15 protein-coding genes are annotated in these 16,039 nt (G+C 57.0%); 4 read left to right on the top strand and 11 right to left on the bottom strand.

The features are described from left to right. Positions 1-41 precede the first annotated feature (41 nt). The gene (locus tag R1T40_RS05670; RefSeq protein WP_317386194.1) at positions 42-953 is read right to left on the bottom strand and encodes a LysR family transcriptional regulator; all 912 of its coding nucleotides are present in this window, start codon (positions 951-953) and stop codon (positions 42-44) included. Between the two features lie 97 nt (positions 954-1,050). Here R1T40_RS05670 and R1T40_RS05665 point away from each other — a divergent pair, with 97 nt between their 5' ends. From R1T40_RS05665 to R1T40_RS05650, 4 genes are all read left to right on the top strand, one after another. Beyond that, a complete protein-coding gene (locus R1T40_RS05665) occupies positions 1,051-2,274 on the top strand; it encodes an acyl-CoA dehydrogenase (protein ID WP_207796913.1) in 1,224 nt (407 codons plus the stop codon). 804 nt (positions 2,275-3,078) lie between these two features. After that, positions 3,079-4,047, top strand: a complete 969-nt coding sequence (locus R1T40_RS05660) for a TAXI family TRAP transporter solute-binding subunit (RefSeq protein WP_317386193.1) — start codon at positions 3,079-3,081, stop codon at positions 4,045-4,047. 111 nt (positions 4,048-4,158) lie between these two features. Beyond that, on the top strand, positions 4,159-6,759 hold the full coding sequence (locus R1T40_RS05655) for a TRAP transporter permease (protein WP_317386192.1): 2,601 nt from the start codon (positions 4,159-4,161) through the stop codon (positions 6,757-6,759). Continuing rightward, positions 6,759-7,190 (top strand): universal stress protein, encoded by a 432-nt coding sequence (locus tag R1T40_RS05650; RefSeq protein ID WP_317386191.1) that lies wholly within the window; start codon positions 6,759-6,761, stop codon positions 7,188-7,190. Before R1T40_RS05655 ends, R1T40_RS05650 begins: the two co-directional genes overlap by 1 nt. 170 nt (positions 7,191-7,360) lie before the next feature. Here the strand turns inward: R1T40_RS05650 and R1T40_RS05645 are convergent, their stop codons facing one another. From R1T40_RS05645 to iscR, 10 genes are all read right to left on the bottom strand, one after another. After that, positions 7,361-8,581: a cysteine desulfurase gene (locus R1T40_RS05645; RefSeq protein WP_317386190.1), complete on the bottom strand. Its 1,221-nt coding sequence runs from the start codon at positions 8,579-8,581 to the stop codon at positions 7,361-7,363. After that, positions 8,574-9,152 (bottom strand): YIP1 family protein, encoded by a 579-nt coding sequence (locus tag R1T40_RS05640; RefSeq protein ID WP_317386189.1) that lies wholly within the window; start codon positions 9,150-9,152, stop codon positions 8,574-8,576. Before R1T40_RS05640 ends, R1T40_RS05645 begins: the two co-directional genes overlap by 8 nt. Then, positions 9,152-9,637, bottom strand: coding sequence for a YIP1 family protein (locus tag R1T40_RS05635; protein ID WP_317386188.1), 486 nt, complete (start codon positions 9,635-9,637; stop codon positions 9,152-9,154). Before R1T40_RS05635 ends, R1T40_RS05640 begins: the two co-directional genes overlap by 1 nt. Before the next feature lie 8 nt (positions 9,638-9,645). After that, positions 9,646-10,926: a SufB/SufD family protein gene (locus R1T40_RS05630; protein WP_317386187.1), complete on the bottom strand. Its 1,281-nt coding sequence runs from the start codon at positions 10,924-10,926 to the stop codon at positions 9,646-9,648. After that, positions 10,926-11,681, bottom strand: a complete 756-nt coding sequence (gene sufC, locus R1T40_RS05625) for a Fe-S cluster assembly ATPase SufC (protein ID WP_317386186.1) — start codon at positions 11,679-11,681, stop codon at positions 10,926-10,928. The genes R1T40_RS05630 and sufC overlap by 1 nt, the downstream gene beginning before the upstream one ends. Positions 11,682-11,742: 61 nt before the next feature. Next, positions 11,743-12,507, bottom strand: coding sequence for an FkbM family methyltransferase (locus R1T40_RS05620; protein WP_317386185.1), 765 nt, complete (start codon positions 12,505-12,507; stop codon positions 11,743-11,745). A gap of 20 nt (positions 12,508-12,527) precedes the next feature. Next, entirely contained in the window at positions 12,528-12,842 is a 315-nt protein-coding gene (locus R1T40_RS05615) for a heavy metal-binding domain-containing protein (protein WP_106163699.1), read from the bottom strand. Positions 12,843-12,880: 38 nt separating this feature from the next. Beyond that, on the bottom strand, positions 12,881-14,401 hold the full coding sequence (sufB, locus tag R1T40_RS05610; protein ID WP_317386184.1) for a Fe-S cluster assembly protein SufB: 1,521 nt from the start codon (positions 14,399-14,401) through the stop codon (positions 12,881-12,883). A gap of 15 nt (positions 14,402-14,416) precedes the next feature. Continuing rightward, the gene (locus R1T40_RS05605; protein WP_317386183.1) at positions 14,417-15,460 is read right to left on the bottom strand and encodes a cysteine desulfurase family protein; all 1,044 of its coding nucleotides are present in this window, start codon (positions 15,458-15,460) and stop codon (positions 14,417-14,419) included. 71 nt (positions 15,461-15,531) lie between these two features. Further along, a complete protein-coding gene (iscR, locus tag R1T40_RS05600; protein WP_106163742.1) occupies positions 15,532-15,990 on the bottom strand; it encodes a Fe-S cluster assembly transcriptional regulator IscR in 459 nt (152 codons plus the stop codon). Positions 15,991-16,039 lie beyond the last annotated feature (49 nt).

Below are 16,039 nucleotides of genomic sequence, written 5' to 3'. Positions count from 1 at the left end.
AAGAGTTTGATACGGCTCCGGTTTTTCCGGGGCCGCTGTCGTTAGCGGGGCAGGGGATCTTCTGGTTGTGCCTGCCCGGACAGCCATTCACGAAACTGCATCAAACCCGCGTTCCGCGCCTTTGACCTTGGCCACACCAGATAATAGGCGCCGCCAATATCCTCGGCCTGGTGATGAAGAGACATCAGCCGCCCGGTCGCCAGATCCTGCTCCACCAGATAATCCGGCATCAACGCCACACCAAGCCCATGTAGTGCGGCCTGATTGATGGTGGAGAATTGATCATAGGTCGTGCCTGTCAAATTGCCGTCCACTGGCACGGCTTGGCGCGCGAACCAGTCCGCCCAGGCTTTGGGTCGCGTCTGGATATGCAGAAGCGGCAACTCCAGTAAATCCGCCGGTTTCTTGACCTGTGTCCGTCCCAACAAACCCGGCGCACAGACTGGTAGAAGTTGCTCTTGTTTGAGAAGGAGTGCATCGGTTCCAGGCCAATCCGCATGTCCAAAATGTATTGCTGCATCAAACGCTTCGGATGCAAAGTTGAATGGGCCAAGCCGCGTCGACATATTGATCGTCACATCTGGGTACCGGCGCGAGAATTCTGGCAAACGCGGCATCAACCATCGCATTCCAAAGGCAGGCAGGATGGCGAGATTCAAACTGCCCGCGAGCGGAGCAGACTGCAATTTCAACGTCGCCTGTGCAACGCGGTCAAGCGCCTGGCGGATGTCATCCGCATAGGCAGAGGCCTCGGGTGTCAACGACAGAGCCTTGCCATCACGCAGGATCAGCTCCACCCCGATTTGTCGTTCCAACGCCTGCAGTTGCCGACTGACGGCACCCTGTGTCAGAGCCAATTCACCCGCCGCAGCAGAGGCGCTGCCAAGGCGATCAAGCGCCTCAAGCGCGCGGAGTGAAGCAATCGAAGGCAGAAATCGTCGAGGGACTGTCATGTATGATCTTTTGTCATAGGTACTTTCCAAAGTCTCGCTGTTTTTCGCCCTCCGGAGAGCTTAACCTCTCGGCAACATATATCCGAGGAGGCTCCCCATGCTGGACGACAAACCGACCCTGCGCGCCAAAGACGCGCCCGATCTAGGCCGCTTCAACTGGGAGGATCCGCTGCGGCTCTCCGACCAGCTCAGCGAAGATGAGCGCATGATTGAAGCGTCCGCCCGCGCCTATGCACAGGAAAAACTGCAAAGCCGCGTGACCGAGGCCTATCAGACCGAACACACCGATCCCGAGATCTTTCGCGAGATGGGCGAGATGGGCCTACTGGGCACCACTATTCCTGAAGAATACGGCGGCCTTGGTGGCGGTTACGTGTCCTATGGTCTGGTCGCGCGTGAAGTGGAGCGTGTCGACAGCGGCTATCGCTCCATGATGTCGGTGCAAAGCTCTTTGGTCATGTACCCGATCTACGCCTATGGCAGCGAAGAGCAGCGCCAGAAATATCTGCCCAAATTGTCCTCGGGCGAGTGGATTGGCTGCTTTGGCCTTACCGAACCGGACGCTGGCTCCGATCCGGCCGGCATGAAAACCCGCGCCGAGAAGACCGCTGATGGCTACAAGCTCACCGGGTCCAAGATGTGGATCTCCAATTCGCCGATCGCGGATGTCTTTGTGGTCTGGGCCAAATCCGAAGCCCATGGCGGCAAGATCCGGGGATTTGTTCTGGAAAAGGGCACCAAGGGGCTCTCCGCACCGAAGATCGAAAAGAAGATGTCGCTGCGCGCATCGATCACCGGCGAGATCGTGATGGATGGTGTGGAAGTTGGCGAAGATGCCTTGCTGCCGCATGTCGAAGGCCTGAAGGGCCCGTTCGGCTGTCTCAATCGCGCACGCTATGGCATCAGCTGGGGCGTCATGGGCGCCGCAGAGGCATGCTGGCACGCGGCCCGTCAATATGGCCTGGACCGGCAGCAATTTGGTCGCCCGCTGGCCAATACGCAGCTGTTCCAGCTGAAGCTCGCAAATATGCAAACCGAGATCGCGCTTGGGCTGCAGGCGTCGCTGCGTGTCGGGCGCCTGATGGACGAAGCCAATGCTGCGCCAGAGATGATTTCGATCGTCAAACGCAACAACTGCGGCAAGGCGCTTGAGATTGCCCGTCACGCGCGTGACATGCATGGCGGCAACGGGATCAGCCTGGAGTTCCAGGTCATCCGTCACATGATGAACCTAGAGACGGTGAACACTTACGAGGGGACGCATGACGTGCATGCATTGATCCTGGGGCGTGCGCAAACCGGCCTGCAGGCGTTCTTTTAATCGTTAACGTCCATCAAAAGTGCAAATCGGGGCTTGCAGAAATGCAAGCCCCTTTGTTTTGCGGGGATTGGCCGTTGTTGACGCTCCGATCGTCACGCGGAAACAGGCCATGGCTGTTCTAAATTATGAAGGCAGGTATGAACGAGACAGACCGAGCGCACTGAACATCGGGTGACGCTTGGTAACCTTCGTTAAGATTGGCAGCCCAATCTTGCAAATACGCAATACTGAAGAGGTCATTAGTAGCGTAAGAGCGCATTCATGCAGACATTGGAGAGCTCGTCGCACAATCAAGGCGTACCGAAATTTATGCAAATCTACTACTCGTCGTCACGGGAAAAACAGCCAGTATTTAGTTAAAACACTTTGCTCAATTGAAGCGCCCATCACGCTCAGCCAGGCCTGCCGCCTGTAAAATTGCAAGACAGAGCCCCACACCATGAGACGAGAGCGTCTTCTTACGACTTACTGCAAGATGCGTGACAGGTAAGACGGTGAACTGTCTCTTGCGGACTTTACGCCAGAAGAAACTCTGCTAGCATCGCCCTGAGCACTCAAGACATTTGCTGCTTGTAAGGCGCGGTGGCTATCGCTGAAAAATCGTATTTCATCGCTGATTGGCTTTAGAGGGGCAGGGGGTTGAGATCAGACATCCCCCTGAGATACCCCACTTGGACGACGTCATTTTCAGGCGGCCACACGAAACGCTCGTATTGTTGTGACTGCAAAAATAACTTGTGGAAGCAACGCCCGCATATTATCGGCACCGCGACCGATTTTGGTTTAAAATCAGGGAGAGAACTCATGGTCCTCAAACAAACACTTCTTGCATCTGCTGCTACTTTTGCACTCGGTTTTGCCGGTGCAGCTTCGGCTGAGCAGCAGTTCATCACCATCGGCACCGGTGGCGTGACCGGCGTTTATTATCCGACGGGCGGCGCGATCTGTCGTCTGGTGAACAAGGATCGCAAGGAACACGGCATTCGCTGCTCCGTGGAATCCACCGGCGGCTCCGTCTACAACACCCGCACCATTCGCCAGGGTGAGCTGGAATTCGGCGTGGTTCAGTCCGACGTGCAGAAAGCTGGCCTCGACGGCACTGGCGCATTTGAGAATGATGGCGCGTTTGAAGGCCTGCGGGCATTGTTCTCCGTACACCCGGAGCCGATGCACCTGATGGCGCGCGCGGATGCAGAGATCGCATCTGTCGACGACCTGAAGGGCAAGAAAGTCAACATCGCGAACCCCGGCTCCGGCACCCGCGTTCTGGCCGACACCCTGATGCAGTACTCCGGCCTGAGCAAGGATGACTTCGCACTGGCCGCAGAGCTGAAATCCTCCGAACAAGCCGCAGCGCTCTGCGACGGCAAGATCGACGCCACCATCTGGGCCTCCGGTCTGCCAAATGGTTCGAGCCAGGAAGCAACCTCCTCCTGTGACGTGAAGATCGTCCCGCTGGCAGGTGAAAACATTGACACTCTGCTTGCTGAGAACTCCCCGTACGCGGCCGCAACCATTCCCGGTGGCATGTACCCAGGCAACGACGAGGACATCCCGTCCTGGGGTCCCAAAGCAACCTTCGTGACCTCTTCGGACGTGTCCGACGACGTGGTCTATGCCGTTGTCAGCGCCGTGTTCGAGAACTTTGAAGACTTCAAAAAGCTGCACCCAGCCTTCGCCCGCCTGTCGGAAGAAGAGATGGTCAGCGATGCACTGTCCGCCGACATTCACCCCGGCGCCATGAAGTACTACAAAGAGCGCGGCTGGAAGTGATCCGATCACCTCTGACGTAAAACACCAAAGGCTTTCGTCCCTGTGCGCAGGGGCGGAAGCCATTTTCGTTTAAGAATGAACAAGAGTAACAACAAACCGGGTGGGGACAAGATGACAGATAACCAGAGCGCCGCGGCTCAAGAAGACCGCACGCTTGATGATTTTGTAGCCGACAGCGACACCGGCGGTCGCTTGCCGCAGGACGCACTGGGGCGCAACGCGCTGTGGTACCTGCCGCTCGTCTGGTCCCTGTATCAACTGTGGATCGCGTCGCCCTTGCCATTCATCCTCGGGGTCGGGGTGTGGAATGACACCCAAACCCGAGCGATCCACCTGGGCTTTGCGGTTCTTCTGGCCTTTGTTGCCTTTCCGGGCCTGAAAACCAGTCCGCGACACCACATTCCGATCCCGACCTGGATTGTCGGCGGGATCGGTGCGCTTTGCGCGTCCTATCTGTTCTATGCTTACGCGGGCGTTGCCGAACGCACAGGCGCGCCAAACCAGACCGACGTGATCGTCTCGGTGATCGGTCTTGTGCTGCTGCTCGAAGCGGCACGGCGCAGCCTTGGTTTCCCATTGATGGGCGTGGCGCTGTTCTTCCTCGCCTATGTGTTCTTTGGATCTTCTTCCTGGCTGCCGGAAGTGGTGCAGTGGAAAGGCGCCTCGATCAACAAGGCGATGAGCCACATGTGGCTGACAACCGAGGGCGTCTTTGGTGTCGCGCTTGGCGTCTCTTCGGGTTTTGTCTTTCTTTTCGTACTCTTCGGCGCGCTTCTTAATCAGGCCGGGGCAGGGAACTACTTTCTGAAACTGGCCTTTGCCGCGCTGGGTCACCTGCGTGGCGGCCCTGCGAAGGCAGCAGTCATTGGCTCTGCGGCAACCGGTCTGATCTCCGGATCGTCGATCGCCAATGTGGTCACCACGGGTACGTTTACCATCCCGCTGATGAAACGCGTGGGCTTTCCCGCGACCAAGGCAGGTGCGATCGAGGTCTCCTCGTCGATCAACGGCGTGCTGACCCCGCCTGTGATGGGCGCGGTTGCGTTCCTGATGACCGAATATGTCGGTATTCCTTACGTTGAAGTGGTGAAAACCGCGATCATCCCGGCGGCGATTTCCTATATTGCACTGGTTTATATCGTGCACCTCGAAGCGCTGAAAATGGGCATGAAGGGCACCAGCCGCATGCACCCGGTGAAGTTCTTCCTCGGCGCCATCTTCACCATCGCGACCTCCATCGTGATTGGTGGCGGGACGCTTTGGCTCTGTGGAGTGCTGGTCAACACGCTGCAAGGGATAGCGGGTGATTCCAGCATATGGCTGATCGTTGTCATCATGGCGGCGCTCTATGTGCTGGCGCTGAAGGTCGCAGCATCTCATGAGGATCTCGAACTCAGCATTGAATCCATGCAGGATCTTCCGCCCGCGCGCGAGATCTTCAAAACCGGCATTCATTACATCATGCCAATCCTGCTGCTGATGTATCTTTTGATGATCGAGCGTAAATCGCCTGGGCTTTCCGCGTTCTGGTCATCTGTCGCAATGCTGGTGATCCTGGCAACGCAGAACCCGATCAAGGCGATGTTCCGCGGTCAGGATCATGCGGTTTCCGAATTCAAACAAGGGGTTGCGGACATTTTCGAAGGTCTGATCATCGGTGCGCGCAACATGATCGGTCTGGCCTGTGCCATGGGTGTGGCCGGCATTATCGTTGGCGCCGTGACCCTGACGGGGATCGGGCAGGTGATGGCGGAGTTTGTCGAATTCCTCTCTGGCGGAAGCGTCATGCTGATGCTGATCTTTGTTGCGCTGATCTCGATCGTGCTGGGTATGGGGCTGCCGACGACGGCAAACTACATTGTGGTCAGCTCGCTGATGGCGGGGGTCGTGGTGGAGCTTGGAGCGCAGAATGGTCTGATCGTACCGCTGATCGCGGTCCATATGTTTGTGTTCTACTTCGGCATCATGGCGGATGTAACTCCTCCGGTCGGACTGGCGAGTTTCGCGGCTGCCGCGATTTCCAAGGGCGACCCGCTGCGCACCGGTTTCCAGGCGTTTTTCTACTCGATCCGGACGGCGCTGCTTCCGTTCCTGTTCATCTTCAACACCGACCTGCTGTTGATTGATGTCGGGCCCATACAGGCTGTCTTTGTCTTCCTGGTTGCGATGGTGGCAATGCTGCTGTTCGCGGCATCGACGATGAACTATTTCATCGTGAAATCAAGGATTTGGGAAAGTGCGCTTCTGCTATTGGTGGCGTTTACATTGTTCCGTCCGGGATTCTTCCTTGACCAGATCCAGCCGGCGTTTGAAACGCGCCCTGGCACCGCGGTTTACCAAATGGCGGAACGAGTTGAGGATGGTGGAACCCTGCGTGTCCGTCTGATGGGCGAGAGCCTGGAGGGCGACATGGTCGATGCTCGTTTCCTGTTGCCGCTGGGTGATCAAGGCGAAGATGGGCAAACGCGTCTCTATGACGGCGCGGGCATCGAGTTCCGCGAAGAAGGTGATAAGATCTTCGTCGACAGTCTGAACTTTGGTGGTCCAGCAGAACAGCTGGGCATCGATTTCGATTGGGAACTGATTGAGATGGAAGTCGAAGCCGACAGAATGCCCAAGGAAGTCTTCTACCTCCCGGCGTTCCTGATCCTCGGGTTCGTCGCGTTCCTGCAGTTGGGCCGGAAGCGCAAGCAAGAAGAAGGAGTGGCCTGATGACCAAACATGTACTCTGTGCCGTCGACCTCACGCATATGGATGCCGAAAAGGCGTTGCTGAATCGTGCTGCGGAACTGGCGACGTTCTACGGAGCCACGCTCAGCGTGGTCACCGTGGTGCCGGATTATGGTATGAGTATCGTCGGATCCTTCTTCAAGGACGGTACCATGAAGGAAGCGGTCAAAGAGGCGGATCGTCAACTTCATGACTTTGTAAAAGCGAACGTGCCGGACATGAAAGGTGTCCAGCACATCGTTGAAGTTGGAGCGAATGTCTACGAAATGATCCTCGACGCAATCAAGCGTTCCGAGGCCGACCTCGTGGTCATGGGCGCACATAAACCGGAACTGATGGACAGGTTGCAGGGGCCGAATTCGGCGCGCGTGGCCAGATATGCCAAATGTTCCGTTCTGATCGTCCGGGACTGACTGCTCAAGCTGGTGACAAAAAAACGCGCTCCAATCCGGGGCGCGTTTTTCATGTTGATATGGGCGCTGGGTACCGGGTGAATTATGATCCTACGCACATCATATAATCAGTATTATGTAAAATATGAAGCTCTATGGGCGCTACACTCCGTTGCGCCCATAGCGTGATCTCAGGCAAACAATTCATGTGCGAGTTCAAGCGCTTCTACGAGACGGTCAACCTCCGCACGTGTGTTGTACATGCCGAAGGATGCTCGGCACGTGGCCGTTACACCAAGATGGTCCATCAGCGGGCCAGCGCAGTGATGCCCGGCACGCACCGCGACGCCTTTCTTGTCGAGAATAGTTGAAATGTCATGCGCATGCGCGGCGCCTTCGAGTGTGAAACTGAAAATCGCAGCTTTACCAGGCGCATGCCCCTGAACGTTCAACCAGTTCAGACCGGCGAACCTATCTGACGCGTAGCCACGAAGGTCTGCTTCATGCGCAGCGATTTCAGCCATGCCGACGCCCATCATATAGTCCAGGGCCACGCCAAGGCCGATTGTCTGGACAATACCAGGTGTGCCAGCCTCAAACTTCATCGGTGGATCGTTGTAGAGCACGCGATCTTTGGAAACTTCCTTGATCATATCGCCGCCACCAATGAACGGACGCATCTCCGCCATCCTTTCAGGACGGATATAGATGGCGCCGGACCCAGATGGCCCGTACAACTTGTGCCCGGTGATCGCGTAGAAATCGCAACCAAGGTCCTGCACATCTACCGGCATGTGAACTGCCGCCTGAGAGCCATCCACCAGGACCGGCACGCCTTTCTCATGTGCGGCTGCACTGATGGATTTCACATCAACAACGGTCCCCAAGACATTGGAACAATGCGTGACAGCAACCAGCTTGGTCTTAGGGCCAATGGCATCAATCACTTTTTGCGGGTCTAGACTGCCGTCGGCCTCAGTATCCACCCATTTCAGAACAACTCCCTGACGCTCGCGCAGGAAATGCCAGGGCACGATATTGCCGTGATGCTCCATCACCGACAGGACAATCTCATCTCCCGCCTCTAGCTGCGGCATGGCCCAGCCATAAGCCACAAGATTGATGCCTTCTGTGGTGCCGGAATTCAGAACGATATGGTCTTCATGACCCGCGTTCAAAAACCGTGCGATAGTACCGCGCACACCTTCATACTTTTCGGTCGCGAGGTTGGAAAGATAGTGTAAGCCACGGTGAACATTCGCATATTCCTCAGAGTATGCTTTTGTGATTGCATCAATCACCACCTGCGGCTTCTGTGCAGACGCTCCATTGTCCAAGTAGGTCAACGGTTTACCGTTCACCTCGCGCGAGAGGATCGGGAAATCCGAGCGGATTTTTTCGACATCATACATTGGACGTCTCCAGGATAGTGGGAACAAAGAGCCCCATCAGGAACAGAACGGCGACCATGGCCCCGAGACCGGCCATGAAAATCACTCCGAGGGATTTCCCCAAGGAGTTCAGACCAAAGCCCACGTTGGTAAAATGTGCAAGCACATAGATACCGTAGACGGCCGCAACCAGGTTCAGGATGGCGGCCAAGGGTGCCATCACAAATACCATAATGATTGCAATGAATTGGATGGCTATATTAACAAAGCGCAGCCAAACCAAAAGGCTGAAGATTGGCATGAAGCGTGCCTGCCCGCCAAGGCGATTGCCCACAACCAGCGAGCCGACAGAATACGCAAGCTGCAAGGCGACCAAAAACATTCCGAACATCACGGGGCTGAGGTTTGGGAACAATGCGTTTGAAGGCATGCCCAACAGAAACCCCTGCAGCGCATAGAGAAAAACGCTCAGCACGACGTTCAAGGCAAACCCGGTCCAAATCACATCGTTTTCAAACTGATGAGACAGGATTTTGTCAGCCGCCGCGGCGGGATCAGTGATAGTTTCGATGGCCAGGCTTTTGAAATCCATCACGTATTGCCCCAATAGGCCTCAATGAGACCCGAAACCCAGAACCAGAAGAACACCATGACCCAGAGACCGCCAACCGCATTCAATGCCGGGCCTGTGCCAATGAAACCTGCAACCAGCCCATTGAGCAGCAGCACCGGCGTCGCGGCGAGGAAAGCCCAGAACAGGACCAGGCGCGACTGGTACCCATCGCCCTGCCCGCCCATCGCGCGCACAATCAGATGCGAGATCATGGCAAGCGCATAAAGCCCCAGCGGCGCGATAAAGACGATGCCCAACAGCGCACCGCCAAGCAGCATGTTCAGCTCTTGACCGTTCAGATGCGCCTCACGTGCAAGCCTTGGCATTTGCGCGATGAACATCAATACGCAAGCACCCATGAGAAAAGCCAAAAGTCGATCTTCACGAGGCCCCATTGCGAGGAGCCGCGCAATCACCTTGCGCGGCCCCCGATAGGTTGCCGTGATATCTGTCGTCACAGCCATCCCAGACCTCAGCTCCGACGCGCGAGCCAGCCGTAAAGGCGGTCGTTGATGCTGGCGGCGATGTCTGGGCTGTCGATTTCCTCAACCGCTTCGGCCAGGAATGCGAGCGTCATCAGATCGGTCGCCTCCGCTTCGGGAACACCGCGCGAGCGCAGATAGAACAGACCTTCCTCGTCGATGGCGCCAGAAGTTGACCCGTGCGAGCAGGCCACGTCGTCGGCGTAGATCTCAAGCTCAGGCTTGGCAAGGAACTGGCTGTCGTCATCCAGAAGCAGGGACTGAGAAATCTGATATCCATCAGTCTTTTGCGCGCCGGCCTTCACCAGGATTTTCCCTTGGAAGACCCCGATCGCACCGTTGCGCAGAACCTTCTTGAACACCTGACGGCTTTCACAATTCACTGCGTCATGGGTGATAAAGACCGTGTCATCGTGGTGGAAATTGCCATCACCAACGCAGGCGCCTGCGATATGCGCAACCGCGTCATCGCCGAGAAACTCGACAATCGCCTCGTTGCGGGTCAGCACACCATTTACGGTCAGCGTGAAGCTCTTGAACACGGATTCACGGCCCAGCCGCGCAAACATATGCGTCGCAGCGCGGCGTTCGTGATCCCTGCCCTGCGCCCGGACCAGATGCAACGTACCTGTATCGGCAACGTCGATCTCCATCGCTGTATTGAAGCGTGACGCAGCCGGACCGTTTTCCAGAACCGTTGCCTCCGCGCCGTTTTCCACCTTGATCACATGATGCAGCATCGCGTCAGAGCTGTCGCTCTCGTGGCGATACACAAGATTGATCGGTTTGGACGGCTTGCCCGTGACATGGATGACCACGCCATCCGCGGCAAACGCGGTGTTCAGCGCTGCCAGCGGCCGTTCAACAGGGGACTGACCTCGGGCTTCCAGAACGCCAAAAATCTCCTTGGCCCAATGAATGTCCTTGCCTTCGATATCGGCGAGACGCTCGATGCTCACGCCTTCGAGGGTCAGATCATCAGAAGCCGCGGCATCGAACACACCATCGACAAAAACGATTTTCAGACGATCAAACTGATCGAACATCGGTGCTTCATCACTGTCGAGCACCGCGGCCTTCGGGGCCTCAGCAGACGTCAGCGTATCCGGGCGCGTGTACTTCCAGTACTCGTCACGGCGATCCGGCAATCCCATGGTCTGAACGCGGGACAGCGCGGCGCGACGGGCGGCAGCCAGACAGCCGCTTTCGTTCATGGACAGAGACGCAAGCCGCGCTTCGGTCGTAGTTTGTTTCAGTTCGGGAAGTGCCATTACGCCACCTCGGCAAGAATGTCTGCGTAACCGTTGTTTTCCACTTCAAGCGCGAGCTCGGGGCCGCCGGTTTTGATGATACGACCATCGGCCATGATGTGCACGACATCCGGTTTGATGTGATCCAGAAGACGCTGATAGTGCGTGATCACCAGGAAACCACGCCCCTCGTCGCGCAGCGCATTGACGCCATCAGCAACCAGTTTCATTGCGTCCACGTCGAGGCCGGAGTCGGTCTCGTCAAGGATGCACATCTTCGGCTCCAGCATCGCCATCTGCAGGATTTCGTTACGCTTTTTCTCACCACCGGAGAAACCGACATTAACCGGACGCTTCAGCATTTCCGCGTCGATCTTCAGCTCCTTGGCTTTCTCGCGCACATGCTTGAGGAAATCGGAGGCCGAGAGTTCCTCCTCGCCGCGGGCCTTGCGCTGCGCGTTCACCGCGGTGCGCAGGAAGGTCATGTTACCAACTCCCGGGATTTCGACAGGATACTGGAATGCGAGGAACACACCAAGCGCGGCACGCTCTTCCGGTTCCAGCTCCAGCAGTTCTTCGTCGAGAAGAGACGCGGACCCTTCGGTCACCTCATAGCCATCCTTGCCCGACAGAACATAGGACAGCGTCGATTTACCAGAGCCGTTCGGCCCCATGATCGCATGGACCTTGCCCGCTTCAACGGTCAGGTTGACACCCTTGAGGATCTGCTTGTCTTCTTCTTCAAGCTTTACGTGTAGGTTTTTGATTTCGAGCATATTTTTCGCCTTTTCTTCTTACCGCCGGAGGCACTGCTCCGGGCCGCGTGTTCGAGTACCGTCAGCCTTCCGCATCCGTTGGGAGCGGTTTGATGACGTAATTCTTGTTCCTGTTATAACGCTGCAGCGTGTCGACAACCCCGTAGCCCATCTGCGCGATCAAGGCGTGAAAATCGTCGTCATTCTCGCGGTCCACCTCGACAAGCAAGGCAGGCTGACAGCGTCTGATCGTGTCGCGCAGGCCGGAAAGAACTTGTATTTCCATGCCTTCCACGTCGATCTTGATGAAGTTTGGCTGATCACCTTCCAACGCCAAATCGCCTGTGGTGATCTCGATATCCCCTTCGTCTGGCAACATCTTTGCCGCGCCTAGATTCCGATCTCGCGCCTCCATGCCGAAGCCCGCGCTTGGCGCGGCGCCTAGGCCTTTTCCGAGGTGGCTCAGGTCATATTTGGCAACGAGCCCGTTGGCAGAGATATTCGCGAGAAGAAGTTTCAGCGCCTTCGGGTTTGGCTCAAACGGGATGACCCGCGCCGCAGACAGAAATGCCGCGGCAAAAAGCCCGTGATTGCCAATATTGGCACCAATATCCACGAACGTCCCACCGAAAGGAAAGAGCGCTTTTATAACAGAGAGCTCTTCCTCTTCATAAAAGTGCCCCTCGCGATGGGACCGCTGGATCGGATCACGCTTCATGTCCACGGAAAACACCATCCGCCGACCGAAGATCTCACTGGTGTAGAGATCCACATCCGAGAAGCCTACCGACTGTCCTGATGACAGCCGCGCAATGAACTCAGGAAGATGGTGTGAGGCAAACAGCACAGATCTTTCTCCGCTTTCACTCAGCCGATTACTACCGCGGTGCCGCTGGCCGAGACCATCAGCATCGACTGACCAACAACCTCATAATCGAGATCGACGCCCACAACCGCGTTTGCACCAACTGCGCGGGCACGCTCCTCCAGCTCGCTTAGCGCAGTGTCCCGCGCATCCTGCAGCTTGCTTTCATAAGCGCCGGAGCGGCCCCCAACGATGTCGGTGATCGAAGCAAAGACGTCCCGGACCACATTCGCACCCATGATCGCCTCGCCCACGACGATGCCTTTGTATTCAGCGATCTGATAGCCCTCAACAGAGCCGGTGGTTGTCACGATCATGGATTTGTCTCCGTTCTGTCCTTGCCAAGGCCCGCTCATCAGCCAACCGAACCCTCAAGGGAAATCGCAACCAGTTGTTGTGCTTCCATCGCGAATTCCATCGGCAGCGCCTGAAGCACGTCCTTGCAGAAGCCGTTCACCACGAGAGCGACTGCCTCTTCTTCATCCATGCCGCGCTGGCGGCAGTAGAACAGCTGATCATCGTCGACCTTGGACGTGGTCGCCTCGTGCTCAACGCGCGAAGAATTATTCTTCACTTCAATGTAAGGCACTGTATGCGCACCACATTTGTCACCGATCAGCAAGCTGTCGCATTGGGTATAGTTGCGTGAATCCTTCGCCTTCGGATGCATCGAGACCAGGCCCCGATAGGTGTTCTGCGCCTTGCCGGCGGAGATCCCCTTGGAGACGATCCGGCTCTTGGTGTTTTTACCAAGGTGAACCATCTTGGTGCCCGTATCGGCCTGCTGCATGTTGTTGGTGATGGCGATAGAGTAGAACTCGCCCTGGCTCTCGTCACCGCGCAGGATGCAGGAGGGGTATTTCCAGGTCACGGCAGAGCCGGTTTCAACCTGCGTCCACATCACCTTCGACCGATCACCCCGGCAATCGGCGCGTTTGGTCACGAAGTTGTAGATGCCGCCTTTGCCGTTCTCATCACCCGGATACCAGTTCTGAACGGTGGAATATTTCACCTCGGCGTCTTCTTCGATGATGATCTCGACCACCGCAGCATGCAGCTGTGCGACGTCGCGCTGTGGTGCAGTGCAGCCTTCCAAGTAGCTGACATAGCTGCCTTTATCGGCGATGATCAATGTGCGTTCGAACTGGCCCGTGTTTTCCGCGTTGATGCGGAAATAGGTGCTGAGTTCCATCGGGCAGCGCACGCCCGGCGGCACATAGACGAACGACCCATCGGAGAACACGGCAGAGTTCAGCGTAGCGTAGAAGTTGTCCGACACCGGCACCACGGACCCGAGGTACTTCTTCACCAGCTCGGGATGTTCGCGGATGGCTTCCGAGATCGAACAGAAAATCACGCCTGCTTTTTTCAGTTCCGCCTGAAAGGTCGTGCCCACGGAAACAGAGTCGAACACCGCGTCCACGGCAACCTTGCGGCCTTCGCTGGGAGCGTCTTCAGCGCCCTCAACCCCGGCAAGAATCATTTGTTCTTTCAGTGGGATGCCGAGCTTTTCGTACGTAGCCAGAAGCTTGGGATCGACCTCATCCAGGGACGCTGGTTTGACTTCCATGCTCTTTGGGCGCGCATAGTAGTACTGATCCTGAAAGTCGATCTCGGGATAGTCCACCATCGCCCAGTTCGGCTCTTTCAAGCCGGCCCACCGCTCAAAGGCCTGAAGGCGCCATTCGGTCATCCACTCCGGCTCTTCGTTCTTTTCAGAAATCAGGCGCACGATATCGGTGTTCAAGCCCTTCGGGGCATAGTCCATCTCGATATCGGTGTCCCAACCGTATTTGTAGGTGCTGACCTCACGAACCGCGTCCACGGTATCCTGATCAACGCCTTCCTTAGCTTCGAATTGGTCCAGAGCGGCCATCTTCTTCTCCTGCACTCACGCCGAGCGGGCGCGATGTTTCTTCTGCTTGGCGCACCACGCTTCTGCAAAGCGTAGCACATCCGTTTCAGTCGTCTCCGGCCCGAGCGATACGCGGATCGCGCTCTGGGCCGTCGCCTCATCAAATCCCATTGCGGTCAGAACCGCGCTGGCGCGCACCTTGCCACTGGAACAGGCACTGCCCGCGCTGATCGCGAACCCCGCCAGATCCATCTGCATGACCTGTGTCTCGCCCTTCCATCCAGGGGTGGCGAAACAAGAGGTATTGGGCAAGCGACGCGCATCCTTGCCCATCAAAATAGTGTCTGGGCACGAAGCCTCAACAGCGTTTTCTAGAATATTTCTAAATTCTGCAACCCGATCCCAAACGCCATTGTCCAGATCCCGTGCCGCCGCTTCAGCTGCGGCTCCGAACCCTGCAATTCCAATGACATTTTCCGTTCCGGAACGACGCCCCATCTCCTGGCCTCCGCCGCGGATCTGTGCGGCAAGTTCGGTCCCGCGCTTTAGGACAACCGCTCCAATTCCCTTTGGGCCGCCAAGCTTGTGTGCTGAAATCAGCGCCATGGTCGCGCCCATCCAGTTAAAAGCAACAGGCAGCTTGCCAAAGGCCTGCGTTGCATCGGTGACGGCAAGCCCCTCGGGCAGGGTCTGAATTATTCCGGTTTCAGAGTTGGCAAGTTGCAAACAGGACTTCGCCGCCTCCTCCACCTCAACCGTACCATCAGGAGCAACAGACAAATCCTCTCTCACCCAAGCTCTTACAGCATCGTGCTCAAGTGCGGATCCATGCAGATCGCGGCCGGACAACGCCAGCGCGGCTCCTTCGGTCGAGCCCGAGGTGAACACCACATCCGCACCATCGGCACCAAATGCAGCCGTGATCTGAGCCCGCGCCCGCTCAACCACCGCCTTGGCCGCGCGGCCCTCGGCGTGGACGGAGGATGGGTTGCCGCAAACATCCATCGCCGCAATCATCGCATCCCGCGCTTCTGGGCGCAGCAGCGAGGTGGCGTTGTGATCAAGATAAATGCGAGTCATGGAGTCATATTTTCTATTACTGCGCTGAACTTGGCCGCGAAACATCCAAACAGGATGCGGCGAAATCGGCGTTATTCGTCTACGACGGCAAACAGGTTGGGAACCGCCGGACAGGGCGCGAGATCATTTTCGATCACATCCGAGAGACGGGTTTGGTGCAAGAACACATAGACATGGGCGCTGAGCCCCTCCCACAAGCGATTGGTCAGAGATTGCGCGCGACTGCCGCAGGATCCGCCTGAAACGCCGGCGCCCTTATGCATGGCATCAACGGTTTCGTCGACGGCGGCCAGAATTTCGACCACGCGAATCTCGGATGCCGGCTTGGCGAGACGATAACCGCCGCCCGGCCCGCGCACGGACGCCACCAGGCCCGCCCGACGCAGCTTGACAAACAGCTGTTCCAGATAAGGCAGCGACACGTCTTGCCGCTTGGAAATATCGGCGAGAACCACCAGGCCCTCTGCCGGCTGCAATGCGATATCAGCCAACGCGACCATCGCATACCGACCCTTTGTAGAAAGCTTCATCTGCTTACCCTTTTGCCGAAAAAGCAGCAAATGATTGACGATACCCCTG

This window comes from Tritonibacter scottomollicae (assembly GCF_032924845.1).
Taxonomy (GTDB): Bacteria; Pseudomonadota; Alphaproteobacteria; order Rhodobacterales; family Rhodobacteraceae; genus Epibacterium; species Epibacterium scottomollicae.
Note: the sequence above shows the minus strand (reverse complement) of the source record. Positions and strands in the feature narration are given on the sequence as shown.